Consider the following 22968-nt stretch of genomic DNA (forward strand, 5'->3'; position numbering starts at 1 on the left):
GAGCGCATGCCGCAATTCTCGTTTGCCACGACGGACTGTGATGGCGCGTCCGGTCCGGATGCCATATGCGATCTGCAGGATTATGGATCGGCCGTAACGCAGGCGAGAAAAGCGCTTGCCGCGATGGCATTGGGCGGCCTTCCCGACGAGGCGCGTCCATATTCGGTGCGAATTTACGATGGTACTGGCGAAATCCTGGCGGAGTTCAGTCTAGAATTTCATGCCGAGTTCTATTCGAGCCGTTATCCGGATCCGATGCAATAGCCTGCCGCCGTCAACGAACTTCCCAGGTGGCGACAGCCACCAGATCGCCGCATCCAGCCCATTTGGACGGTCAGGAAGGAATTCCCCCAGAAGGAGGCGTCATTGGCCCACATTTCCCCTCCACACCAGGACTGCACGTCAGACCGGCTTCTCGAATGCGAGGAGGCGCTCGAAGGCCCGTTCCAACAGATCGTGTGGCAAGCGATGCAGGCGGGCTGGGATGAGGTGGAGGTGTGTACGGCAGTTGCCATGCTGGCGGATCATCATATCCTTGCCTCCTACGAGAACCAGAAGACCGTGCGTACAGGAAAAATCGGCCGAAAACGGCGGTAGGTAGCGCGCTGCCGCGGATGGCGGTGGACCGCCAGCCAGGAAAGGCGGCCCCTTCGATTGGCGAAGGCGCCGCCGTTGATCCGCACGCCGACGATTTGCGACGAGACTAGGCGGCCTTGCCCCGCAACCGGGCCTGTGCCCTGCGGGCGATACTTGCCGCAAACATCGGCGTCTCCCGGCGATTGTGGTCTCCGCCGGCTGCCTGGCGGGCGGCCGCCGCCTGCTCGAAGGTCTGGCCATGCTGATCTACGAAGCTCATAAACGCATCGGTCGGATGTGACGTCACGCGGTTGGTGTAGCGCGTACGCCCACCTTCGATGGCCTCCGCGACAAGTTCCCAGATCACGTTGACCTGCGTGCGTCCGGCAGCGGTGAAGCTGTCGGAGATGGAATTCATTCGGCAATAGGTCGGCGACACTTCTTCTGCGATATAGTGCTGGACGACGGGGTGACAGAAACTGCGCCTCCGAAATCTTTGCCCCCTTCACGCTGGAGGCAAATGCGACGCCGCCTAGAAATCCCAGTCCTCGTCCTCGGTCGCCACCGCCTTGCCGATGACATAGGAGGAGCCGGAGCCTGAAAAGAAATCGTGGTTCTCGTCTGCATTGGGTGACAGCGCCGAGAGAATCGCCGGGTTGACCTTGCAGGCTTCCGGCGGGAAGAGCGCTTCGTAGCCGAGGTTCATCAGCGCCTTGTTGGCATTGTAGTGCAGGAACTTCTTGACGTCCTCGGTAAGGCCGACGCCGTCATAGAGCTCCTCGGTGTATTTCGCCTCGTTGTCGTAGAGCTCCAGCAGCAGATCGAAGGAGAAATCCTTGAGGTCCTGCTGCTTTTGGGGACTCAGACGCTCGATGCCGCGCTGAAACTTGTAGCCGATATAGTAGCCGTGCACGGCCTCGTCGCGGATGATGAGGCGGATCATGTCCGCAGTGTTGGTGAGCTTGGCGCGGCTTGACCAGTACATCGGCAGATAGAAGCCGGAGTAGAACAGGAAGCTCTCGAGAAAGACGGATGCGACCTTCTTCTTCAGAGGATCGGCCGAAGCGTACTGCTCCATGATCAGTGCCGATTTCCTCTGCAGGAACTCGTTTTCCTCAGACCAGCGATAGGCGTCGTCGACGTCGGGCGTCAAGCAAAGCGTGGAGAAGATCGAGGAATAGGAGCGTGCGTGCACGGCTTCCATGAAGGCGATGTTCGAGAGGACGGCTTCCTCATGCGGCGTGGCGGAATCCGCCATCAGTCCGACCGCACCGACGCCGTTCTGGATCGTGTCGAGCAGGGTGAGGCCGGTGAAGACGCGGATGGTCAGCTTTTGCTCCTCCGGCTTCAGCGTCGCCCAGGAGGGAATGTCGTTGGACAGCGGTACCTTTTCCGGCAGCCAGAAATTGCCGGTGAGGCGGTTCCAGACTTCGAGATCCCTGTCGTCCTCGATGCGGTTCCAGTTGATGGCGCGCACGGTGGCGGCCGCCTTCGGAGCTTTGGTCTTCATTTGGATGTTCATGGTCTTCCCCGATGTCACAGCGCGCACGACACGCAGCCCTGCACTTCCGTGCCGGACAGCGCCATCTGGCGAAGGCGGATGTAATAGATGGTCTTGATGCCCTTCTTCCATGCGTAGATCTGCGCCCGGTTGATGTCGCGGGTCGTTGCCGTGTCGCGGAAGAACAGCGTCAGCGACAGGCCCTGGTCGACGTGCTGGGTGGCTGCCGCATAGGTGTCGATGATCTTCTCCGGCCCGATCTCGTAGGCGTCCTGGTAGTAGTCGAGATTGTCGTTGGTCATGAAAGCGGCGGGGTAGTAAACGCGGCCGATCTTGCCTTCCTTGCGGATCTCGATCTTCGAAACGATCGGGTGGATCGAGGAGGTCGAGTGGTTGATATAGGAGATCGAGCCCGTCGGCGGCACGGCCTGAAGGTTCTGGTTGTAGAGGCCGCCTTCCATGACCGCCTTCCTCAGCTCCTGCCAGTCCTGCTGCGTAGGGATGTGGATGCCGGCCTCTTCGAAGATGCCGCGCACCTTCTCCGTCGCGGGCAGCCATTTGGCTTCCGTGTATTTGTCGAAGTACTCGCCGGAGGCGTATTTCGAGTTCTCGAAGCCCTTGAAGCTGACGCCCTTCTCGACGGCCAGCCGGTTGGAGGCGCGGATGACGTGGTAGGTCACCGTATAGAAATAGATGTTGGTGAAATCGATGCCTTCCTCCGAGCCGTAGAAGATGCGCTCACGTGCGAGATAGCCGTGCAGGTTCATCTGGCCGAGGCCGATGGCGTGGCTGTCGTCGTTGCCCTTCTCGACGGAGGGGACCGAGGAGATGTGGCTCATCTCGGAGACGGCCGTCAGCGCGCGGATCGAGGTCTCAATCGTCTGGCCGAAATCGGGTGAGTCCATCGCGGCTGCGATGTTGAGCGAGCCGAGATTGCAGGAAATGTCCTTGCCCATCCTCGCGTAGGAGAGGTCGTCGTTGAACTTGCTCGCCTCGCTGACCTGAAGGATCTCCGAGCAGAGGTTGCTCATGGAAATGCGGCCGGCGATGGGGTTCGCCCGGTTCACGGTATCCTCGAACATGATGTAGGGGTAGCCGCTCTCGAACTGGATCTCCGCGATGACCTGGAAGAAGTCGCGCGCCTTGATCTTCTTCTTGCGAATGCGGCCGTCCTCGACCATCTCGCGGTACCTTTCCGTCACCGAAATCTCGGTGAAGGGCATGCCGTAGACGCGCTCCACGTCGTGCGGCGAGAAGAGGTACATGTCCTCGTTATTCTTGGCGAGTTCGAAGGTGATGTCGGGAATGACCATGCCGAGCGACAGCGTCTTGATGCGGATCTTTTCGTCGGCATTCTCGCGCTTGGTGTCGAGGAAGCGCATGATGTCGGGGTGATGGGCGTGCAGATAGACCGCTCCCGCTCCCTGCCGCGCGCCGAGCTGGTTGGCGTAGGAGAAGCTGTCTTCCAGCAGCTTCATCACCGGAATGACGCCGGACGACTGGTTCTCGATCTGCTTGATCGGCGCGCCCATCTCGCGAAGGTTCGTCAATGACAGCGCGACGCCGCCGCCGCGCTTGGAAAGCTGGAGCGCCGAGTTGATCGAGCGGCCGATACTCTCCATGTTGTCCTCTAAGCGCAGCAGGAAGCACGAGACAAGCTCGCCGCGCTGCTTCTTGCCGGCATTGAGGAAGGTCGGCGTTGCGGGCTGGAAGCGGCCGGAAATGATCTCGTCGACGAGATCGCGCGCAAACGCCTCGTTGCCGCGCGCCAAGGCCAGCGCCACCATGCAGACACGGTCTTCGTAACGCTCAAGGTAACGCTTCCCGTCGAAGGTTTTCAGTGTATAGGACGTGTAGTATTTGAAAGCTCCGAGGAAGGTCGGGAAGCGGAACTTCCTGTCGTAGGCGTGGTCGAACAGGTCGCGTACGAAATTGAAGGAATACTGATCGAGCACCTCCTGCTCGTAGTAACCTTCCGAGACAAGATAATCGAGCTTTTCCCTGAGGTTATGGAAGAAGACGGTGTTCTGATTGACGTGCTGGAGGAAATACTGCTTGGCCGCCATGCGGTCCTTGTCGAGCTGGATCTTTCCCTGCTCGTCATAGAGGTTCAGCATCGCGTTCAGCGCGTGGTAATCCAGCGCCGTGATCTCGGGGGTCTTCGCCGACTTGTCGCCCGCGGGATGAGAGAAGGTGTGAAGCGGTTCTTCCCCCGCATCCCGCGGCGCCAAAGTATTCATCGTGTCCAAAATCGTTCCAGTCCGTCTTTGACATTGGCGACGTCTTCCGCAGTCCCCAAAAGCTCGAAGCGATAGAGATACGGCACCCCGCACTTGGCGGAGATGACGTCGCCGGCGATCGCGAAGGTCTCGCCGAAGTTGCTGTTGCCCGCGGCAATCACGCCGCGAAGGTTTCCGCGGTTTTCCGCATCGTTGAGGAAGCGGATCACCTGTTTGGGGACGGCACCCCTGGCGCCCCCATGACCGTCGTCGCCGCAATAGGTCGGCACGATGAGCACAAATGGCGCCTTTGCCTTCAGCGTCTCATCGGCGCGAAGGGGAATGCGGCAGGCTGCAAGGCCAAGCTTTTGGACGAAGCGATGGGTGTTTTCCGACCGTGTGGAAAAATAGACGAGCCCGCCCACCGCCATTCGCCTTCACGCCAGCGCACGGATCATGTCCGGGCGGAAGCCCGACCAGTGCTGCTCCCCGGCGATGACCACAGGCACCTGACGATAGCCGAGCCCCTGAACGAGCGCGAAGGCATCCGCATCCTCAGAGACGTCGACCACGCTGTAGTCGATGCCCTGGCGATCGAATGCACGGGTGGTCGCGCTGCACTGAACGCAGGCGGGCTTGGAATAGACGGTGATGGACATGGGTTTCCTCTTGATCAGGCAATTGGACATGACAGGTCGGCCGGTCACCCCGCGATGACCGTTCGGCGAATGGCAATGAGATGGTCGACCGCCTTAGGGACGGCCGGACGCGGAGCGCCGCTTACTCGCGCGGAGGTATTGGAGACAGGATCGACATGGCTTCACCCCGAGGCATTTCCGCGGGATATCGGGGGAGACGGCGGGCGGCATCATGCACAACCCAACGCTCGCCAACCGGACACCCCGCCCGTGGACGTTCATGTGCGAGGCAGGTCTCCTGGCTTGCGGGTCGCCGCATCCGTTCCCCTTCCCAAGGCTTCTGCGCCTCAGTGGATTTTTGAACGAACGCTCGCCGCGTACAGTTGCGGGGGCAGCTCCGGATTGTCGCGGCCATCATGGCCGCCCCGGATTCCCGTCTTAGCCTTCGATCCTTTCGAATCGAAGGAACCTCGAACACAACATATAGTAGACGAGGTGAAAAATGCGTCAACGACTATGATTGGTTATCAACGTTTTCATACGAACCGATGAGAACCGGACGGTCCCGCTCATCATGAAGGCCGTGGAGGGATATGGCCTGTTCATGGGCGCGGCCAGCTTCGAGTTTTCCAATCCCGTCAGCAGCGGCTTTACGCTGAAGGGCAGTTCAAAGACCGACTGGCTGTTCGGCGCCAAGGGCGCAGACAAGCTCTACGGACGCGGCGGAAGCGACTTCCCCTATGGCGGCGCCGGAAAGGACCGCTGTACGGGGAGGCCGGGAACGACGTCCTCAACGGCGGCCCGGGCGCAGACAAGCTCTACGGCGGCAAGGGCAAGGACACGGCTTCCTACGAAGGCGCATCAGCGGGCGTTAACGCAAGCCTCGCCAAGCCCTCCATCAACAAGGGCGACGCCAAGGGTGATACCTACAACTCCATCGAGAACCTGACCGGCTCCAGCCATACCGACAGGCTGAGCGGCGACAGCAAGTCCAACGTCCTGAGCGGTGGCGTCGGCAAGGACATGCTCAAGGGCAATCGCGGCAACGACACGCTGATCGGCGGCAAGGGCGCGGACGCCCTCTATGGCGGCAAGGGCAAGGACGTCTTCGTATTCAAGGAACTGACAGATTCGACCGTCAAGTCTTCCGGCCGCGACACGATCTACGACTTCTCGAAGGGAGACCGCATCGACCTGAAGGCGATCGACGGGGACATCTACGGATGGGGCGACCAGGCGTTCAGCTTCATCGGATCGAAGGGTTTCAGTGGCGACGCCGGCGAATTGCGCTTTAGCAAGAAGAACGGCAGCACCTCCATCTATGCCGACGTCGACGGTGACAAGAAGGCCGACTTCGCCATCCACGTCGACAAGCTCTACACCTTCGAGAAGGGCGACTTCCTGCTTTGACGGCGTCGGCCGGATTGTAGAATTCGGCCAAGTGCCACGGTCACCGGGATCGCGCTTCGTCTCCCGGTGACATTTCCTGCCAGAGAACGTGGCCTCGCCCCTGCCCCTGCCCCTGCCCCTGCCCCTGCCCCTGCCCCTGCCCCGGACGGTCCTCCGTTCACGGCTCCTGCCGCAACGACCTCCCTGCACCTGGCCCATGCCCACATCTTGCATTCCGGGCGCCGCCTGCCCTAGCCGACAAAGGCGCTGGCCGACCTGAAGATCGTCTGCAAGGCAAGGCGCGCTCTACGCCAGCCCGCCCTCCAGTGTCAGGAAGTCGACGATGCGCTCTACGCCCTCACCGCGCTTCATGTCGGTGAAGACGAAAGGCTTCTGCTCCCGCATGCGGTTTGCGTCACGGGTCATGACGTCGAGATCGGCGCCGACATAGGGAGCGAGGTCCTTCTTGTTGATCACCAGCAGGTCGGAACGGGTGATGCCGGGCCCCCCCTTGCGCGGGATCTCCTCACCCTGGCAGGTGGAGATCACATAGATGGTGATATCTGCGAGATCCGGCGAAAACGTCGCCGCGAGGTTGTCGCCGCCCGATTCGATGAAGACGACGTCGAGGTCCGGGAAGCGGCGGTTGAGGTCGGCGATCGCCTGCAGGTTGATCGTCGCGTCCTCGCGGATCGCCGTGTGCGGGCAGCCGCCGGTCTCGACGCCGACGATCCGGTCGGACGACAGCGCCTGCATGCGCACCAGCGCCTCAGCGTCCTCGCGCGTATAGATATCGTTGGTGACGACCGCGACCGAGAAGCGCTCGCGCATCGCCTTGCACAGCTTCTCCGTCAGTGCCGTCTTGCCCGAGCCCACTGGGCCGCCGATGCCGACGCGCAATGGGCCGTTTGCCGATTTCATGGGATGTCCTTTCGATATGCCTTTGTTCGAGAATAGCGTGGTGGGGTGCTGACGCAATGGTGAAGAGGGGTGCGGCAAGGTGCACAGCTGACGGCGGACAAGGATGGATCACTCCCTCTGCTCGCGTTTACGACTTCTCCCCAATCCGCCGGCGCGTCTGGCGCGACGTCAAGACCGGAACAGCCGCGAATGCTGTGTCTCGTGCCGCAGCGAGGCGATGTCGGCGTGGACCGTGGCAGCGCCAAGATCATCGAGCGTGCTGGCGGCGGCACAGGCGGAGACGGCGGCAATCCCCTCCTCCAGCCCCGCCAGGATCGCCACGCCTTCCGCCTGCCCGCACACGCCGAGCCGGATACCGGCGGAAACCGACTGCGACAGGGCGGCGTGCAGGTAGGCGGCGAGCGACTCGACGACCGGCAGCCGATGGGCGGCGGCCACGGCGCCGGCGGCGACCGGATAGGGAACGTCCTGCGGCAGGCGCGCCAACACAGGATCGGGCCAGGCCGAAGCAGCGGTGACGAAGGCGCGACCGAGCGACAGCGTCTCGGCATGACGTTCGCCCGAGCCGGCGAGCGCCAGCCCGAGCTCGGCCAGTTCGGCCAGTCCCGCCTCGTCGTCGACCCGGCGCCAGGCCTCGGCGAACAGGAGCGCATCGTTCCAGAGCGAACCATGCGAAAGCAGCGTTCCGAGCCATGCAGAGAGGCCGCCCGCGTCCCTCACCATGCGGTCGGCGACCGCGCGCTCCAGCCCGCCGGACCAGGCGAATCCGCCCACGGGAAACGCCGGCGACAGCCATGCCATCAGCCGCAGCAGTGCGCGGGTATCGATGCCCTCAGCCATTCCGCTCAGTCGTGGTGATGATGGTCGTGGCCGTGATGATGGTGGTCATCGTGGCCGTGCCCGTGGGTGGGCCCGTGATCATGCCCGCCATGGCCGTGATAGGCGCCGCGCACCGGCTGGAACGCAGCTTCGACGTCGGTGACCGTCGCGCCCAGCCCCTCCAGCATCGCGCGGATGACATGGTCGCGCGGAACGAGGATGCGCCCTTCCTCGATCTGCGCCGTCAGGTGGCGGTTGCCGAGGTGCCAGGCGAGCTCGATCAGGTGGAGGGTGTCGCGCGCCTTGACCTCGAGCAGCTTCTCGGGCGCGGCCTGGATCTCGACGGTCTCGCCGTTGTCGAGCACCAGCCGGTCGCCGTGATGGAACAGCACCGCCTCCTTCAGGTCGAGCATGATCATCTCGCCGTTCGACAGGTGCAGCACCTTGCGGCGCAGGTGGCGCAAGTGCGAGGGCAGCGTGACGGTGTCGGCCGGCGGATCGGAGACCTCGCCGGCCGGGCGATAGGAATGGACGTGCTGCATGGGGATACTCCGGTCAATTGAAGACGTCGAGGGAGACGGCAAGCGTCTGCGGCAGAGGGTTCCAGAGGCCCGTACGCAATCCGGCCGCCCGCAATGCCGCGGCAGTCCAGGTGTTGCAGCCGACGAAGGCGTTGAAGTGGCCGTTCGCCTCGAAGAACCGATCATGGCCACCATAGCCCGCATTCGGCACGGCGACCACCTCGCCTCCGGTTTCGGCAAAACTTTCATCGATGAACTTGAGAAGCCTACGGAAATCCGCGGCACTCACATCCAGCGACATCACGGCCGGGTGCGCCTCGTCGATCCCACCGGCAACATCGACGTGCATCACCGATCGGTCGATCGTCAGCGCGCGCAAGACCGGCATCGGCTTCAGGTCTGCCCAGGTCGGCGTTTCCAGATAGAAGGAACGACCGCCCCAGCCGATGACCAGCCACTCCGCGCCCGGATCGGCCACCGGAATGCCCGATCCGCCGAGGAAGCCAAAGGCCGTGCGCGTTTCGACCCCGAGCGGAATGGCGATGTCGGAGTGGATGGGATTGGACAGCAGCAAGATTCGCGTCGACCCCGCCGGGGCCGTCGAGGCCTGCGTTTCAAACAGCGGTCGCGGGACGAACGTCCCGACGGCGACGGCAAGCCCGACCAGTGCAATCAGACCGAGAAAACCGAAGACGACCTTCTTCAACGATCAGGCTCCATCCCGTGCCGACCTGCGCCTCAAAACAGGAAATAGCGCTGCGCCATCGGCAACACCGTCGCCGGCTCGCAGGTGAGGAGCTCGCCGTCGGCGCGGACCTCATAGGTCTCGGGATCGACTTCGATGTGCGGCGTCAGGCTGTTGTGGATCATCGACGCCTTGGAGATACCGCCCCGGACATTCTTCACCGCGACCAGCTTCTTGTCGACGCCGAGCCGCTGCGCCAGCCCGCCGTCGAGCGAGGCCTGGGAGACGAAGGTGACGGAGGAATTGGTGCGCAGCTTGCCGTAGGCGGCAAACATCGGCCGGTAGTGCATCGGCTGCGGCGTCGGGATCGAGGCGTTCGGATCGCCCATCGGGGCTGCTGCGATCGAGCCGCCGAGCAGCACCATCTCCGGCTTCACGCCGAAGAAAGCCGGGCTCCAGAGCACGAGGTCGGCGCGCTTGCCCACTTCGACCGAGCCGATCTCGTGAGAAACGCCATGGGCGATCGCCGGGTTGATCGTATACTTGGCGATGTAGCGGCGGACGCGGAAATTGTCGTTGTCGCCGGTCTCTTCCTTCAGCTTGCCGCGCTGGCGCTTCATCTTGTCGGCCGTCTGCCAGGTGCGGATCGCCACTTCGCCGACGCGGCCCATGGCCTGGCTGTCGGACGAGATGATCGAGAACGCGCCGATATCGTGCAGGATGTCTTCCGCCGCGATCGTTTCCTTGCGGATGCGGCTTTCGGCGAAGGCGATGTCCTCGGGGATCGACGGTGACAGGTGATGGCAGACCATCAGCATGTCCAAGTGCTCGGCCAGCGTATTGACCGTGTAGGGCCGCGTCGGATTGGTCGAAGACGGGATGACGTTTGGATTGCCGCAGACCTTGATGATGTCGGGCGCATGGCCGCCGCCGGCTCCTTCGGTGTGGAAGGCATGGATGGTGCGGCCCTTGATGGCGGCCACCGTGTCCTCGACGAAGCCGCTCTCGTTCAGCGTGTCGGTGTGGATCATCACCTGCACATCGAAGGCATCGGCAACCGTCAGGCAGTTGTCGATCGCAGCCGGCGTCGTGCCCCAGTCCTCGTGCAGCTTCAGCGAGGAGGCGCCGGCAAGGATCATCTCCTCCAGCGGTGCCGGCAGCGAGGCGTTGCCCTTGCCGGCGAGCGCAAGGTTCATCGGGAACGCATCGAAGCTCTCGATCATCCGCTCGATATGCCACGCACCGGTGCAGGTGGTGGCCAGCGTGCCATGCGCCGGGCCGGAGCCGCCGCCGAGCATGCAGGTAACGCCTGACATCAGCGCCTCCTCGATCTGCTGCGGGCAGATGTAGTGGATGTGCGCGTCCATGCCGCCGGCGGTCAGGATCTTGCCCTCGCCGGCAATGGCTTCCGTCGAGGGGCCGACGATGATCGTCACGCCCGGCTGCGTGTCCGGATTGCCGGCCTTGCCGATCGCGTGGATGCGACCGTCCTTCAGGCCGACGTCCGCCTTGTAGATGCCGGTGTGATCGACGATCAGCGCATTGGTGATGACGGTATCGACAGCACCTTCACCGCGCGTGGCCTGGCTCTGGCCCATGCCGTCGCGGATGACCTTGCCACCACCGAACTTCACCTCGTCGCCATAGGTGGTGAAGTCCTTCTCCACCTCGATGAAGAGCTCGGTATCGGCAAGCCGCACCTTGTCACCCGTGGTCGGGCCGAACATCGAGGCATAAGCCTTGCGGGACATCTTGTAGGACATGAGTCAGGCTCCTTGGGAGGGCGAGAGCGAAGGCGGAAAAAGCGAAGGCGAAGAGGCGTCCATCAGGCGGATGCGTCCCGCAGCGGCAAGGGAGGCGACGAGCCGGCGCTCGGCGGCAAAGGGATGGCCGTCCCAGCCCTCATGGCTGAAACCGGCCATAACGACCTCCGCGCCTGCGAATTCAGGCTCTGTAAGCACCTGGAAGAGCGTGACGAGACCACTGCTCGGCACCACATAGGCTCCGGGCGCATGGGGCGCGAGTGCTGCATCGGCCGCCGCGTGCACGAGCGCGGGGATGACCCGGTGCCGCTTGCCGTTCTCCGCGGCGAAGCGGGCGAAATCTTCCGTGCGGTCGTCACAGAAATCATCGAGTTCGGGGTGGCTGACGGCGAGTTGCGGGCGAAGGGACGCGAATTTCTCGGGATCCCGCACCGACCAGATCTCGCAGGCAGCCCGCACCGGGGCGCTGTCGCGCCATTCCGGGCCGTCGAGCATTTCGGTGGCCGGGCGCCCGGTGTTGCAGACGGCGACGGCATCGGTACGCCGGCCCGACCGGGCCGTGTTGCGGCTGAGGTTGAAACGGACGACGAAATCGGCGGCGTCGATGATCGCGCCCGCTCCTTCCGCCACCGCCCCGTTGCCCACGATCATGATCCGCCGCCCCATCTCGCCCCGCCCGTCAGTTCACGAAGCTGTCGGAGAGCTGTCCGAGTTCTTCGGTCCGCTTGCGGGTCAGCTCGGCAAGGCAGTTGGAAACGACCATCGGCTGGATCGTCCCGCCCTGCGCGGTAAAGCCCAGCGCCTCGCACTGGCTGTCGCGATAGGCAAGCCAGGCGCGCTGGGCCTTGAGCAACCGCTCCTCGGCGCCGCGCGGCCCGCCGTCGGCTTCGATCAGGTCGTCCCAGACCGTCGCGGCTTTCTTCGTCGCCAGCCATTGCTCGTTCAGCGCCTTGTCGGCTGCCGCGTAGTCTTCGGCGGCACAGGCGTTCATGTCGCTCTGCGTCTGCGCACGCTTGCAATCGACCGGCAGCACTTCGTCGCTCGGGGCGTCCACCAGCAGGACGCAGCCGCACAGCATCGTCAGCAGCGCCGTCTTCACCATCTCCGTCTCCCCGCAATCCGGCCGGTCAAGCGGACGCGCCGTCGTAGGCGTGCGGGGTGAGATCCCGCGGATTCACGCCGTCAAGGCAATTGACGTTGATGGCGACCATGGAAGAGCCGTCCGGCTTCTCGCCATAAGCGAAACTCTGAATGCCGCAGGTCTTGCAGAAGAGGTGATGCACCTTCCGGTTGTTGAAGAGATACTCGGAGAGATTGCCCTCGCCCGACTTCAGGTTGAACGCCTCGCGTGCGGTGAAGGCCAGCACCGAGCCGAGGCGCTGGCAGCGCGAGCAGTTGCAGATGATCGTCTGGTCGAGGTCGGCATCCGCCTCGAAGGAAACGGCGCCGCACTGGCAGCCGCCGCCATAGTGCGCGACCGCCATCTCAAATCCCTCCCATCACCATCTGGCGGAAACCGTAGATCTCGCGCTTGCCGGCAAACGGGATCAGCCGCACCGTGCGCGTCTGCCCCGGCTCGAAGCGCACCGCGGTGCCGGCCGGAATGTCGAGGCGCAGACCGCGCGCCTTGTCGCGGTCGAAGGACAGGCCGGCATTGGTCTCGTAGAAATGGTAGTGGCTGCCGACCTGGATCGGCCTGTCGCCGGTGTTGGCGACGTCCAGTTCTATCACCGGCAGACCGGCGTTCAGTTCGATGTCGCCGCTTGCGGCAATGACTTCACCGGGGATCATCGGGTTTCTCCTCCTAGGCTGCCTTCAGCGGGCCGCAGCCCTCGGCCTTCAGCACGCGTTTTGTCGCGGCGGGATACTTCGCCAGCATGGCGGGCGTGCGCACCGGCCGGCGAACGAGTTCGCCGGCGCAGTTCGGGCAGACGCCCTCGAGAACGCCGCTCGCGCAATCGGCGCAGAAGGTGCATTCGAACGTGCAGATCAGCGCTTCGCGGCTCTCCGGCGGCAGGTCGCGGTCGCAGCACTCGCAGTTGGGACGAAGTTCCAGCATGGCTTACCGGATCGGTTCGTGAACGGTTACGAGCTTGGTGCCGTCGGGGAAGGTCGCCTCGACCTGGACATCGTGGATCATCTCGGCGATCCCGTCCATCACCTGGTCACGCGTGACGACATGGGCGCCGGCTTCCATCAGGTCGGCGACGGAGCGGCCGTCGCGCGCACCCTCGACGACGAAGTCGGTGATCAGCGCGATCGCCTCGGGATGGTTCAGCTTGACGCCGCGCTCGAGCCGCCTGCGGGCGACGATGGCCGCCATGGCGATGAGGAGCTTGTCTTTTTCGCGAGGGGTCAGGTTCATGGAAGACTCTTCCGTTGCAATTTGAGCATGTTGCGCAAGAGCTTGTAGCGGTTCTGCGCCAAAGACATGCGTGAAATCATAGAACTAAAGCGAGCGAGCGGGCGAATCCGAAGGCTCGCCACACCCATTAGAGTGTCCAGACTTTCGGCAGGCTTGCGCCGTTACGCAAGTGCGAAATGACGGGGATGAGAATTTTTCGCAAGGCGAAGCCATCGGTGGCGCTGACCCGGGCGACCAGCTTGTCCTGCCATTGACTTGCGCCGGCCATGGCATCACCCAGCAAAGCACGCACCGGGACAAGCAGCGCCTCCGCCTGCGGGCCGCAATAGAGGAGCGTGGCAAAGGCCCCGTTGCCGGCGAGCACCGCCGGCTGTGCCGTCAGCTTGGCGACCTCGCCTTCAAAACAGGCTTCCTCGGCATGGACCAGGCGACCCTGCCGCCGGATGCGCCAACGGTCTCGGAAAAGGCCCGCAGCCATCATCTCTCCCATTGCCTTCCGGCCGAACAGGACAGCCTCCACGGCCAGGAACTCAGCATCTCCAGCGAGATCGACAGTCAGATTGCGCGTCAGCGAGGCACGGTCGAACAGGATCGTCTCCTGCGGCAGCCAGTCCGCCCGCGCGCCGGCACCGACGGTGATGGCCGTCGAGACCGTCGCCGTGCCGGCGGCTGCCTTGTATATCTTCTCGCAGGCTTGGGTGGTGAGCGTGAGCCGCGTGCCTTCGCCGGCCTCAAAGGACCAATCGACGGCGTCGCCGCCGGTGAGGCCGCCGGAGGTGTTGATCAGCACCGCCTCCATGCCGGCGTCGAAGGTCTCGGGCAGGCGGATCTTGGCGCAGCCTTCCTGATAGAAGGTGTCGAGGCGGGTCCGTCCGGCTCGTGCCTTGGCCTTCAGCCGGCCCACGCCACGGGCACGCTGCGGACGGCCCTGGGTTTCGGCGGCGATGATTGCTTGCGTGCTCACGTCAGCCTTTCGCTTGGCACTCTGAATTCCCGGCCCGATCCACTGCATCCTGAGCGACGAAGCAATGACTGGGCCAACCGGACCTCGCCGCCGCTTCAATCATACGGTCAAGTGCCGCCGCGCCTCCGGCGTGTCCAGCGTCTCGGCCGGGCCTTCGTGCACGATCTCGCCACGATCCATGATGTAGACGTGATCGGCAAGCTCGCGGCAGAAGTCAAGGTATTGTTCCACAAGCAGGATCGCCATGCCGGTGGAATCGCGCAGGTATTTGATCGCCCGGCCGATGTCCTTGATGATCGAGGGCTGTATGCCCTCGGTCGGCTCGTCGAGCACGAGGATCTTCGGCCGCGTCACCAGTGCCCGGCCGATCGCCAGCTGCTGCTGCTGGCCGCCCGAGAGGTCGCCGCCGCGCCGGCCGAGCATGGTCTGCAGCACCGGGAAAAGGCTGAAGATGTCATCGGGAATGGAGCGCTCCGCCCGCTTCAGCGGCGCATAGCCGCTCTCGAGATTTTCCTTCACCGTCAGGAGCGGGAAGATCTCGCGCCCCTGCGGCACGTAGCCGATCCCCTGCTTGGCACGGCTGTAGGGGGCCATGCCGTTCAGCGCCACGCCGTTGAAGCTGACGCTGCCCGACGACAACGGATGCTGGCCGGTCACCGCGCGGAGCAGGCTCGACTTGCCGACCCCGTTGCGGCCGAGCACGCAGGTGATCTTGCCCATCTCGGCTTTCAGCGAGATGCCGCGCAGCGCCTGCGCGGCGCCGTAGTGGAGATTGGCTTTTTCGACTGTCAGCATGCTCGTTCCTCGATATGGCCGTTGCGGAGGCACATCCGCCCCTCATCCGCCTGCCGTCTCCCCGCGAACGAGAAGAAGGCCCAGTGACGCACCGCCGATGACGCGACACCGGCGGTACCCCTTGTCTGCCCCCTCTCCCCAGTGAGGCGGGAGAGGGGCAGGGTGACGGAAGTTCGTGTCCGCAGAACCCTCACCGCCCCAGATAGTTTTCGATCACCTTCTGATCGGCGCTGACGAAGTCGATCGAGCCTTCCGCCAGTACCGAGCCTTCCGCCAGGCACGTGACCTTGACGCCGAGGTCACGGATGAAGCCCATGTCGTGCTCGACGACGACGACCGAGCGGGTCCTGGCGATCTCCTTCAGAAGGATCGCCGTCTCGGCCGTCTCGGCGTCGGTCATGCCGGCGACCGGCTCGTCGACAAGCAGCAATTCCGGCTCCTGCGCCAGCAGCATGCCGATCTCCAGCCATTGCTTCTGGCCGTGGCTGAGGCTGGCGGCGAGGTCGTTGCGGCGGTTCGACAGGCGCACCGTAGAAAGGATCTCCTCGATGCGGGCGTTGTCCTCCGGCGTCATCCGGTAGAACAGGGTGGCGAAGACGCCGCGCTTGCGGTTCAGCGCCAGTTCGAGGTTGTCCCATACCGTGTGGCTCTCGAACACCGTCGGCTTCTGGAACTTGCGGCCGATGCCGAGCTGGGCGATCTCCGCCTCGTCGCGCTTGGTCAGGTCGATGTCGCCCTTGAAGAACACTTCGCCCGTGTCGGGCCGGGTCTTGCCGGTGATGATGTCCATCATCGTCGTCTTGCCGGCACCGTTCGGGCCGATGATCGCGCGCAGTTCGCCGGGCTCGATCACGAAGGAGAGCGAGTTCAGCGCCTTGAAGCCGTCGAAGGAGACGGAGACGCCGTCGAGATAGAGCAGGCTGGTCGGTTTCTTCTCGTTCATGGTCCCTCACTCCGCCGCGACAGGTTCGGCTGCGGTCTGGCCTCTTGCCGCCTCGTCCGCTGCGGCCTTGCGATACTCCTTCCGCCTGGCCCGCCATCCCTGCAGCGTGCCGACGATGCCCTTCGGCAGGAACAGGGTGACGAGGACGAACAGGCCGCCGAGTGCGAACAGCCAGAACTCCGGGAAGGCGGCGGTGAAGACGCTCTTGCCGCCGTTGACGAGGACCGCGCCGATGATCGGGCCGATCAGCGTGCCCCGGCCGCCGACCGCCGTCCAGATGACCACTTCGATAGAGTTGGCCGGATCGAACTCCCCGGGGTTGATGATGCCGACCTGCGGCACGTAGAGCGCGCCGGCCACGCCCGCCATCATCGCAGAAATGGTGAAGGCGAAGAGCTTGAAATGCTCGACGCGGTAGCCGAGGAACCGGGTGCGGCTTTCGGCGTCGCGGACGCCGACGAGGATCTTGCCGTATTTGGAGCGGACCATGCCGGACGTGAGGATCAGCGAGAGCGCCAGCGCCACGGCGGACGCAGCAAACAGCGCGGCACGGGTGCCTTGGGCCTGGATGTTGAAGCCGAGGATATCCTTGAAGTCGGTCAGGCCGTTGTTGCCGCCGAATCCCATGTCGTTGCGGAAGAAGGCGAGCAGCAGCGCAAACGTCATCGCCTGGGTGATGATCGACAGATAGACGCCGTTGACGCGCGAGCGGAAGGCGAACCAGCCGAAGACGAAGGCGAGCATGCCCGGCACCAGCACCACCATCAGGGCCGCGAACCAGAACATGTCGAAGCCGTACCAGAACCAGGGCAGTTCCTTCCAGTTGAGGAAGACCATGAAGTCCGGCAGAAGCGGGTTGCCGTAGGAGCCGCGCGCACCGATCTGGCGCATGAGGTACATGCCCATGGCATAACCGCCGAGCGCGAAGAAGGCGGCGTGGCCGAGCGAGAGGATGCCACAGAAGCCCCAGACGAGGTCGAGCGCGAGCGCCAGCAGCGCATAGGTCAGGTACTTGCCGAACAGCGAGACCAGATAGGTCGGCACGTGCAGCGGATGGTCCGGGGCCGTCAGCAGGTTCAGCGCCGGCACGATCAGAGCCAGCCCGAGGATGACGGCGACGGCAATGACGATCGTGCGGTCGAAGGATTTGAGGAGAAACGAGGTGATCATGCTTCCACCGCCCTGCCCTTGAGTGCGAACAGCCCGCGCGGCCGCTTCTGGATGAAGAGGATGATCAGCACGAGAACGAGGATCTTGCCGAGCACCGCGCCCGCATAGGGTTCGAGGAACTTGTTGAGGATGCCGAGCGTGAAGGCGCCGACGAGGGTGCCCCAGAGATTGCCCACGCCGCCGAACACCACGACCATGAAGCTGTCGATGATGTAGCCCTGGCCGAGGTTCGGCGAGACGTTGTCGATTTGCGAGAGCGCGACGCCGGCGATACCCGCGATGCCGGAGCCGAGCGCGAAGGTCAGCGCATCGACCCAGGGCGTGCGGATGCCCATCGAGGACGCCATGCGGCGGTTCTGGGTGACCGCCCGCATCTGCAGGCCCATCGGCGTCTTCTTCAGGAGGAACAGGAGAGCGGCGAAGACGGCGAGCGCGAAGACGATGATCCAGAGGCGGTTCCAGGTAATCGTGAGGCCACCGAGCTCGAAGGCGCCGGACATCCAGGACGGGTTGCCCACCTCGCGGTTGGTCGGGCCGAAGATGGTGCGTACGGCCTGCTGCAGGATCAGCGAGATGCCCCAGGTGGCGAGCAAGGTCTCCAGCGGTCGGCCGTAGAGGAAGCGGATGATGCCGCGCTCGATCGCAAGGCCGACCGCGCCGGTGACGAGGAAGGCGAGCGGCAGCGCTATCGCCAGCGACCAGTCGAACAGGCCCGGGAACGAGGTGCGGATGACTTCCTGGACGACGAAGGTGGTGTAGGCGCCGAGCATCACCATCTCGCCGTGCGCCATGTTGATGATGCCCATGACGCCGAAGGTGATGGCAAGCCCGATCGCGGCGAGCAGGAGAACGGAACCGAGCGACAGGCCGTACCAGACGTTCTGGCCGGCGGCCCACAAGGCCTGTCGGTCCTGGATGTCCGCGATTGCAGCCTCGATGTCGGGCTTCAGCGTGTCGTCGGCCGAGGCAAGAGCCGCGCTCAGCAGCGACAGCGAGTCCTGGCCGCCGGCCTTTCCGATGATCGCGATGGCAGCCTTCTTTTCACCATCCGGACGGTCCGAAACCAGGAGGGCTGCGGCGCGCGCGCGTTCCAGCACCGTCTTCACGCGGCCGTCGGTCTCCGCCGCAAGCGCGGTCTCGACCTGTTCAAGCGCGTCCGCCGAAGGCGCGCGCAGCAGGGTTTGCGCGGCCTGCAGGCGGACGCCGGCATCCGGGCTCATCAGCGTCAGCCCGCCGAGTGCGGCGCGGACGGTGCGGCGCAGACTGTTGTTGACCTTGATCTTCGCAAGCGCGCCGGACGCCTCCGTGCCGACCTCCTCGCCGCTCAGCGGATCGATGAGGACGAGATTGCCGGCGGAGGATTTTGTGAGAAAGACCTGCTTGTCGGACTTGCGCTGATAGAGGTCGCCCGCGGCAAGCGCCTCGAGCGCGGGAACGATCTTCGGATCGCCGGTCTTGGCCAGCGCCTCGACCTGTTTCGCGGTCTGCGAGAAATTCCCCTCGCCCAGCGCATTGATCATCGCCCGCAAGTCGTCCTCGGCGCGGAGGTCGGTCGCAAATACGGTGATGAAAAGGCAAAACGTCACCAGCAGGGACTGGAGCGATCGATAGGCTAGCCGCATCAACATGGGTTCATCCTCGCCGGGCCGTTTCAGGCCGTTTCGGCCCTCGGCGTGCGCATTCAGATTTCGGAAGCATCCCGCCACCGGAGATGACGGGATGCTTCCGGCCGGCCACGAAGGCGAACCTTCGCAGCCGTCCGATCGATCCCGGCGTATCAGGAACCCTTGCCGCCGCACTTGCCAGTGGCGACGTTGAAGTTGCCGCAGGACATCGGGGCGCGCCAGTCGGAGATCAGATCCTTGGAGTCCGGCAGGTAGTCGGACCATTCGTCGCCGACCACGAGGCCGGGGGTCTCCCAGACGGTCTCGAACTGGCCGTCGGCCTGGATCTCGCCGATCAGCACCGGCTTGGTGATATGGTGGTTCGGCATCATGGTCGAGTAGCCGCCCGACAGGTTGGGCACCGAGACGCCGATCATCGCGTCGAGCACGGCGTCGGTGTCGGTGGTGCCGGCCTTCTCGACCGCCTTCAGCCACATGTTGAAGCCGATGTAGTGGGCTTCCATCGGGTCGTTGGTCACGCGCTTGTCGTTCTTGGTGTAGGCCTTCCAGGTCTTGATGAACTCGGCATTGGCCGGGTTGTCGACGGACTGGAAGTAGTTCCAGGCGGCAAGGTGGCCGACGAGCGGTGCGGTGTCGAGACCGGCGAGTTCTTCCTCACCGACGGAGAAGGCGACGACCGGGATGTCCTCGGCCTTCACGCCCTGGTTGCCGAGTTCCTTGTAGAAGGGCACGTTGGCGTCGCCGTTGATGGTCGAGACGACAGCGGTCTTCTTGCCGGCCGAGCCGAAGCCCTTGATGTCGGAAACGATCGTCTGCCAGTCGGAATGGCCGAAGGGGGTGTAGTTGATCATGATGTCCTCGGGCTTCACACCCTTGGAAATCAGGTAGGCTTCGAGAATCTTGTTGGTCGTGCGCGGATAGACGTAGTCGGTGCCGGCGAGCACCCAGCGCTCAACGCCCTCGTTCTCCATCAGGTAGTCGACGGCCGGGATCGCCTGCTGGTTCGGGGCAGCACCGGTGTAGAAGACGTTGCGCTGGCTTTCCTCGCCCTCGTACTGGACGGGGTAGAACAGGATCGAGTTGAGTTCCTCGAAGACCGGAAGCACCGACTTGCGCGAAACCGACGTCCAGCAGCCGAATACGGCCGAGACATCGTTTACGGAGATGAGCTCGCGCGCCTTCTCGGCGAACAGCGGCCAGTCGGAGGCCGGGTCGACGACGACGGCTTCGAGTTTCTTGCCGAGCAGGCCGCCCTTCTTGTTCTGCTCCTCGATGAGCATCAGCATGGCGTCCTTCAGCGTCGTTTCCGAGATCGCCATGGTGCCGGACAGCGAGTGCAGAATGCCGACCTTGATCGTGTCATCGGCCGCGAATGCGCCATTGAGCGCCGTGGTCGAAAGAACCGCAGCAAGAAATGCGCCGGTCAGGCGTGCCTTGATATTCATGTCGGTGAACCCCTCTAGTTCGTAAGGGCAACGGGACGGTTTTGTCTCTTAACCGTTGCTTAAACGATCATCGGATGTTCACGCTGCAGTGCACATACGTCATTTGTCGTAGACGGAGGGGAAGAGTGCGCAACGGGGCCGCAAAAAACTCGAATACCGCAAACGGAAAGGCCGGCGTCAGTGACGCCGGCCTCGAAATTCAGAAAGACCTGGACTGCCTCAGTGCGTGCGCAACTGCGGCGTCGACGCCCGGTCCTTCCAGTCCACGGAAAAGGCAAGAACGCCAGCCAGCAGCATGAAGGCGCCGACCACGAACATCGGCAGCTGGTACAGCCCCGTCGTGTCCTTGAGCACGCCGGTGATGTAGGGAGCAGCGAAGCCCGCCACGTTGCCGATGGTGTTGATCAGCGCGATGCCGGCGGCCGCGGCCGGGCCGGTGAGGAAGCGCGAGGGAATGGTCCAGAAATTCGGCAGCGCCGAGAAGATCGCGCAGGCGGTGATCGTGATCATCAGGATCGTCGTTTCGGGCGACCCCATGAACAGCGCAAGCGGAATGCTGATCGCGCCGATGATGGCGGGCAACCCGACGTGCCAGCCCTTCACGCCCTTCCTGGCGGCAAACTTGCTCCAGAGGTAGATCGATACGGCTGCGGGCAGATACGGGATGGCGGTGATCAGGCCCTTGTCGAAGACGTCGAACTTGGTGCCGAACTTCTCCTCGAAACCCGAGATGATGGTGGGAAGGAAGAAGGCGATCGCATAGAGGCCGTAGATCAGGCCGAAATACAGCGCCGACAACAGCCAGACGCGACGATCGGTCAACGCCAGGCCGGTCATCTTGCCATGCGCGGTTGCCTTGGCCGTGTCTTCACGGGCCAGTTCGCCGGTCAGCCATGCCTTTTCTTCAGCGGTCAGCCACTTCGCGTCTGCCGGCTTGTCGGTCAGGTAGAACCAACTGACGATGCCGACGATGATCGCGGGAAGAGCGACGCCGAAGAACATGATGCGCCAACCTTCGAGGCCGAACATGCCGTGCGCCTGGATCAGCGATGCGGCCAGCGGCGCGCCGACGACGATGGTGAGCGGCTGCGCCAGGTAGAAGAACGCGAGCACCGTGCTGCGGTGGCGCTGCGGAACCCAGGAGCTGAGGAACAGGATGGCGCCCGGGAAGAAGCCCGCTTCGGCCACGCCGAGCAGGAAGCGCAGGACGTAGAGCTGCGGGATCGTGCTGACCCATGTGAAGAGGATCGCGACGATACCCCAGGTCACCATGATGCGGGCGAGCCACCGGCGCGCGCCGTATTTGTGAAGCGCCAGATTGCTCGGCACTTCGAGAATGATGTAGCCGAAGAAGAAGATGCCGGCAGCGAAACCGAACTGGGCTGCGGTCATGCCCAGATCTTCTGTCATTCCGTTCGGGCCGGCAAACGAGATCGCCGTCCGGTCGAGGAAGTTGATAAAGAACATCAGGGCGATGAAAGGCACCAACCTTACGGTCACCTTGCGAATGGCCGAACGTTCGACCTCGGTAGTCTGCGTATCAGGCGTCATGAAACCTCCTCCTCACGCATCGATGAAACACGACGGCTCGCGGCGCCAGGCGAGCCTTTTGCTCCTCCGAATTGTCTTGCGACGCGTGCCTCCACGGTCGGCTTATGTAAATTTCCAAGGTTTCGGCAATCGATTAAATCTGCTAGTCGCGTGAGGAAACCTCACACGAAAGAACCCAGCATGGCAGCCCTCCCCTCCCTGAACGCCCTGCGTGCCTTCGAGGCGGCCGCCCGCCACCGGTCGATGACGCTCGCAGCCAATGAACTTTTCGTCACGCACGGGGCAGTGAGCCGACAGGTGAAGGCGCTCGAGGAGACGCTCGGCGTCAAGCTTCTGGTCAAGAACGCACGGGCGACGGAACCGACGCCGGAAGGCTCGCGGCTGGCCGAGGGGCTGGCAAGTGCGTTCAAGCTGATTCAGGAAAGCGTGGAGCGCGTTCGCCCCGAGCCGCTGACGCTGTCCTGCTCGTCGTCCATCATGATGGGCTGGATTATCCCCAGAATCAGCAACTTCCACGACAAGCACCCCCAGATCGAACTGCAGTTCAACATGAACTACAATCGGGTCGACTTCGCACGCGACAAGATCGGCATGGCGATCCGTTCGAGCATCATCGATCCGCCACAGGACGCCGTCATCCGCCAGCTCGGCGTGGAGAACATCGGCCCGGTCTGCGCACCGGAATATCTGGAGCATCTGCGGGACGTCTCGCCCCAAAAACTGGAAGGCGCCTCTCTCCTGGCGACTCGCACGAGACCGGAGGCATGGCTGGACTGGCAAACCGTTTTCGGCCTGGGGCATCTGTCGCTGCAGCCACGCACGAGCTTCGACCACTTCTATCTGTTGATCCAGGCGGCAGCCTGCGGTCTCGGCATGGCGGTCGTACCGAAAATGCTGGTGATGGAGCAGCTTTCCTCGGGCCGCCTCGTGGCACCGTTCGGCTTCACGCCCGGTCCGCGCCGGATCGTTCTGTGGGTCGCAAAGCATCTTGCGAGCCGCCCGGATGCCGTCGCGCTGGAGCGCTGGCTGACCGACGAAATGTATGCAAGTTCGATCTGAGGCGCATTGCCCCTTGCCA

Annotated in this window: 26 protein-coding genes, 2 pseudogenes and 1 riboswitch; of the genes and pseudogenes, 5 read left to right on the top strand and 23 right to left on the bottom strand. The window is 63.7% G+C overall.

Annotated elements, in window-relative coordinates; translation table 11 throughout:
* Positions 1-6 precede the first annotated feature (6 nt).
* Together CRO48_RS20275 and CRO48_RS20280 are read left to right on the top strand one after the other, a co-directional pair.
* Positions 7-264 (top strand): hypothetical protein, encoded by a 258-nt coding sequence (locus CRO48_RS20275; RefSeq protein ID WP_097141678.1) that lies wholly within the window; start codon positions 7-9, stop codon positions 262-264.
* A gap of 102 nt (positions 265-366) precedes the next feature.
* Positions 367-597 carry a hypothetical protein gene (locus CRO48_RS20280; RefSeq protein WP_097141679.1) on the top strand — a complete coding sequence of 77 codons (231 nt, stop codon included), beginning with the start codon at positions 367-369 and terminating at the stop codon, positions 595-597.
* A 106-nt stretch (positions 598-703) separates the two neighbouring features.
* Here the strand turns inward: CRO48_RS20280 and CRO48_RS20285 are convergent.
* The 5 genes and pseudogenes from CRO48_RS20285 to nrdH form a co-directional block, all read right to left on the bottom strand.
* Positions 704-1042, bottom strand: a pseudogene (locus CRO48_RS20285) (hypothetical protein); the annotation flags it as partial.
* Positions 1043-1108: 66 nt separating this feature from the next.
* The gene (gene nrdF, locus CRO48_RS20290; protein WP_097141680.1) at positions 1109-2098 is read right to left on the bottom strand and encodes a class 1b ribonucleoside-diphosphate reductase subunit beta; all 990 of its coding nucleotides are present in this window, start codon (positions 2096-2098) and stop codon (positions 1109-1111) included.
* A 14-nt stretch (positions 2099-2112) separates the two neighbouring features.
* On the bottom strand, positions 2113-4317 hold the full coding sequence (gene nrdE / locus CRO48_RS20295; RefSeq protein ID WP_097141735.1) for a class 1b ribonucleoside-diphosphate reductase subunit alpha: 2205 nt from the start codon (positions 4315-4317) through the stop codon (positions 2113-2115).
* A complete protein-coding gene (nrdI, locus tag CRO48_RS20300) occupies positions 4314-4721 on the bottom strand; it encodes a class Ib ribonucleoside-diphosphate reductase assembly flavoprotein NrdI (protein ID WP_097141736.1) in 408 nt (135 codons plus the stop codon). Before nrdI ends, nrdE begins: the two co-directional genes overlap by 4 nt.
* Positions 4722-4733: 12 nt before the next feature.
* Positions 4734-4955 (bottom strand): glutaredoxin-like protein NrdH, encoded by a 222-nt coding sequence (gene nrdH, locus CRO48_RS20305; RefSeq protein ID WP_097141681.1) that lies wholly within the window; start codon positions 4953-4955, stop codon positions 4734-4736.
* A gap of 250 nt (positions 4956-5205) precedes the next feature.
* Positions 5206-5422, bottom strand: a riboswitch (cobalamin riboswitch).
* 116 nt (positions 5423-5538) lie between these two features.
* On the opposite strand from nrdH, the pseudogene CRO48_RS33500 reads away from it, so the two are divergent.
* Positions 5539-5685, top strand: a pseudogene (locus tag CRO48_RS33500) (hypothetical protein); the annotation flags it as partial.
* Positions 5686-5696: 11 nt separating this feature from the next.
* Positions 5697-6344: a M10 family metallopeptidase C-terminal domain-containing protein gene (locus CRO48_RS31625; RefSeq protein WP_407071944.1), complete on the top strand. Its 648-nt coding sequence runs from the start codon at positions 5697-5699 to the stop codon at positions 6342-6344.
* Between the two features lie 285 nt (positions 6345-6629).
* Here the strand turns inward: CRO48_RS31625 and ureG are convergent, their stop codons facing one another.
* The 18 genes from ureG to CRO48_RS20400 all read right to left on the bottom strand — a co-directional run bounded on the left by ureG (position 6630) and on the right by CRO48_RS20400 (position 21890).
* The gene (gene ureG, locus CRO48_RS20315) at positions 6630-7244 is read right to left on the bottom strand and encodes an urease accessory protein UreG (RefSeq protein WP_097141682.1); all 615 of its coding nucleotides are present in this window, start codon (positions 7242-7244) and stop codon (positions 6630-6632) included.
* Positions 7245-7412: 168 nt separating this feature from the next.
* Positions 7413-8084 carry an urease accessory protein UreF gene (locus CRO48_RS20320; RefSeq protein WP_097141683.1) on the bottom strand — a complete coding sequence of 224 codons (672 nt, stop codon included), beginning with the start codon at positions 8082-8084 and terminating at the stop codon, positions 7413-7415.
* A 5-nt stretch (positions 8085-8089) separates the two neighbouring features.
* The gene (gene ureE, locus CRO48_RS20325) at positions 8090-8605 is read right to left on the bottom strand and encodes an urease accessory protein UreE (RefSeq protein ID WP_097141684.1); all 516 of its coding nucleotides are present in this window, start codon (positions 8603-8605) and stop codon (positions 8090-8092) included.
* Between the two features lie 13 nt (positions 8606-8618).
* Positions 8619-9290, bottom strand: coding sequence for a TIGR02117 family protein (locus CRO48_RS20330; RefSeq protein ID WP_097141685.1), 672 nt, complete (start codon positions 9288-9290; stop codon positions 8619-8621).
* Between the two features lie 32 nt (positions 9291-9322).
* Positions 9323-11032, bottom strand: coding sequence for an urease subunit alpha (gene ureC / locus CRO48_RS20335; RefSeq protein ID WP_097141686.1), 1710 nt, complete (start codon positions 11030-11032; stop codon positions 9323-9325).
* Between the two features lie 3 nt (positions 11033-11035).
* The gene (locus CRO48_RS20340) at positions 11036-11683 is read right to left on the bottom strand and encodes a Urease operon accessory protein (protein ID WP_176526832.1); all 648 of its coding nucleotides are present in this window, start codon (positions 11681-11683) and stop codon (positions 11036-11038) included.
* Positions 11684-11711: 28 nt separating this feature from the next.
* Positions 11712-12134, bottom strand: coding sequence for a lysozyme inhibitor LprI family protein (locus CRO48_RS20345; RefSeq protein ID WP_097141688.1), 423 nt, complete (start codon positions 12132-12134; stop codon positions 11712-11714).
* Between the two features lie 25 nt (positions 12135-12159).
* Complete coding sequence (locus tag CRO48_RS20350; protein WP_097141689.1) at positions 12160-12516, bottom strand: GFA family protein; 357 nt, start codon at positions 12514-12516, stop codon at positions 12160-12162.
* A gap of 1 nt (position 12517) precedes the next feature.
* Complete coding sequence (locus tag CRO48_RS20355) at positions 12518-12823, bottom strand: urease subunit beta (protein ID WP_097141690.1); 306 nt, start codon at positions 12821-12823, stop codon at positions 12518-12520.
* Between the two features lie 13 nt (positions 12824-12836).
* On the bottom strand, positions 12837-13091 hold the full coding sequence (locus CRO48_RS20360; protein ID WP_097141691.1) for a DUF1272 domain-containing protein: 255 nt from the start codon (positions 13089-13091) through the stop codon (positions 12837-12839).
* Between the two features lie 3 nt (positions 13092-13094).
* Positions 13095-13397, bottom strand: a complete 303-nt coding sequence (locus CRO48_RS20365) for an urease subunit gamma (RefSeq protein ID WP_097141692.1) — start codon at positions 13395-13397, stop codon at positions 13095-13097.
* A 127-nt stretch (positions 13398-13524) separates the two neighbouring features.
* The gene (locus CRO48_RS20370; RefSeq protein ID WP_245423591.1) at positions 13525-14361 is read right to left on the bottom strand and encodes an urease accessory protein UreD; all 837 of its coding nucleotides are present in this window, start codon (positions 14359-14361) and stop codon (positions 13525-13527) included.
* Between the two features lie 99 nt (positions 14362-14460).
* On the bottom strand, positions 14461-15156 hold the full coding sequence (gene urtE / locus CRO48_RS20375; RefSeq protein WP_097141694.1) for an urea ABC transporter ATP-binding subunit UrtE: 696 nt from the start codon (positions 15154-15156) through the stop codon (positions 14461-14463).
* A 190-nt stretch (positions 15157-15346) separates the two neighbouring features.
* Entirely contained in the window at positions 15347-16099 is a 753-nt protein-coding gene (gene urtD, locus CRO48_RS20380; RefSeq protein ID WP_097141695.1) for an urea ABC transporter ATP-binding protein UrtD, read from the bottom strand.
* A 6-nt stretch (positions 16100-16105) separates the two neighbouring features.
* The gene (urtC, locus tag CRO48_RS20385; protein WP_097141696.1) at positions 16106-17269 is read right to left on the bottom strand and encodes an urea ABC transporter permease subunit UrtC; all 1164 of its coding nucleotides are present in this window, start codon (positions 17267-17269) and stop codon (positions 16106-16108) included.
* Complete coding sequence (urtB, locus tag CRO48_RS20390) at positions 17266-18897, bottom strand: urea ABC transporter permease subunit UrtB (protein ID WP_245423592.1); 1632 nt, start codon at positions 18895-18897, stop codon at positions 17266-17268. The genes urtC and urtB overlap by 4 nt, the downstream gene beginning before the upstream one ends.
* 149 nt (positions 18898-19046) lie before the next feature.
* A complete protein-coding gene (urtA, locus tag CRO48_RS20395; RefSeq protein ID WP_097141697.1) occupies positions 19047-20339 on the bottom strand; it encodes an urea ABC transporter substrate-binding protein in 1293 nt (430 codons plus the stop codon).
* A gap of 219 nt (positions 20340-20558) precedes the next feature.
* A complete protein-coding gene (locus CRO48_RS20400) occupies positions 20559-21890 on the bottom strand; it encodes an MFS transporter (protein WP_097141698.1) in 1332 nt (443 codons plus the stop codon).
* 180 nt (positions 21891-22070) lie between these two features.
* On the opposite strand from CRO48_RS20400, the gene CRO48_RS20405 reads away from it, so the two are divergent.
* Positions 22071-22949: a LysR substrate-binding domain-containing protein gene (locus CRO48_RS20405; RefSeq protein WP_097141699.1), complete on the top strand. Its 879-nt coding sequence runs from the start codon at positions 22071-22073 to the stop codon at positions 22947-22949.
* Positions 22950-22968 lie beyond the last annotated feature (19 nt).

It is taken from the genome of Rhizobium subbaraonis (assembly GCF_900220975.1).
Classification (GTDB): Bacteria; Pseudomonadota; Alphaproteobacteria; order Rhizobiales; family Rhizobiaceae; genus Mycoplana; species Mycoplana subbaraonis.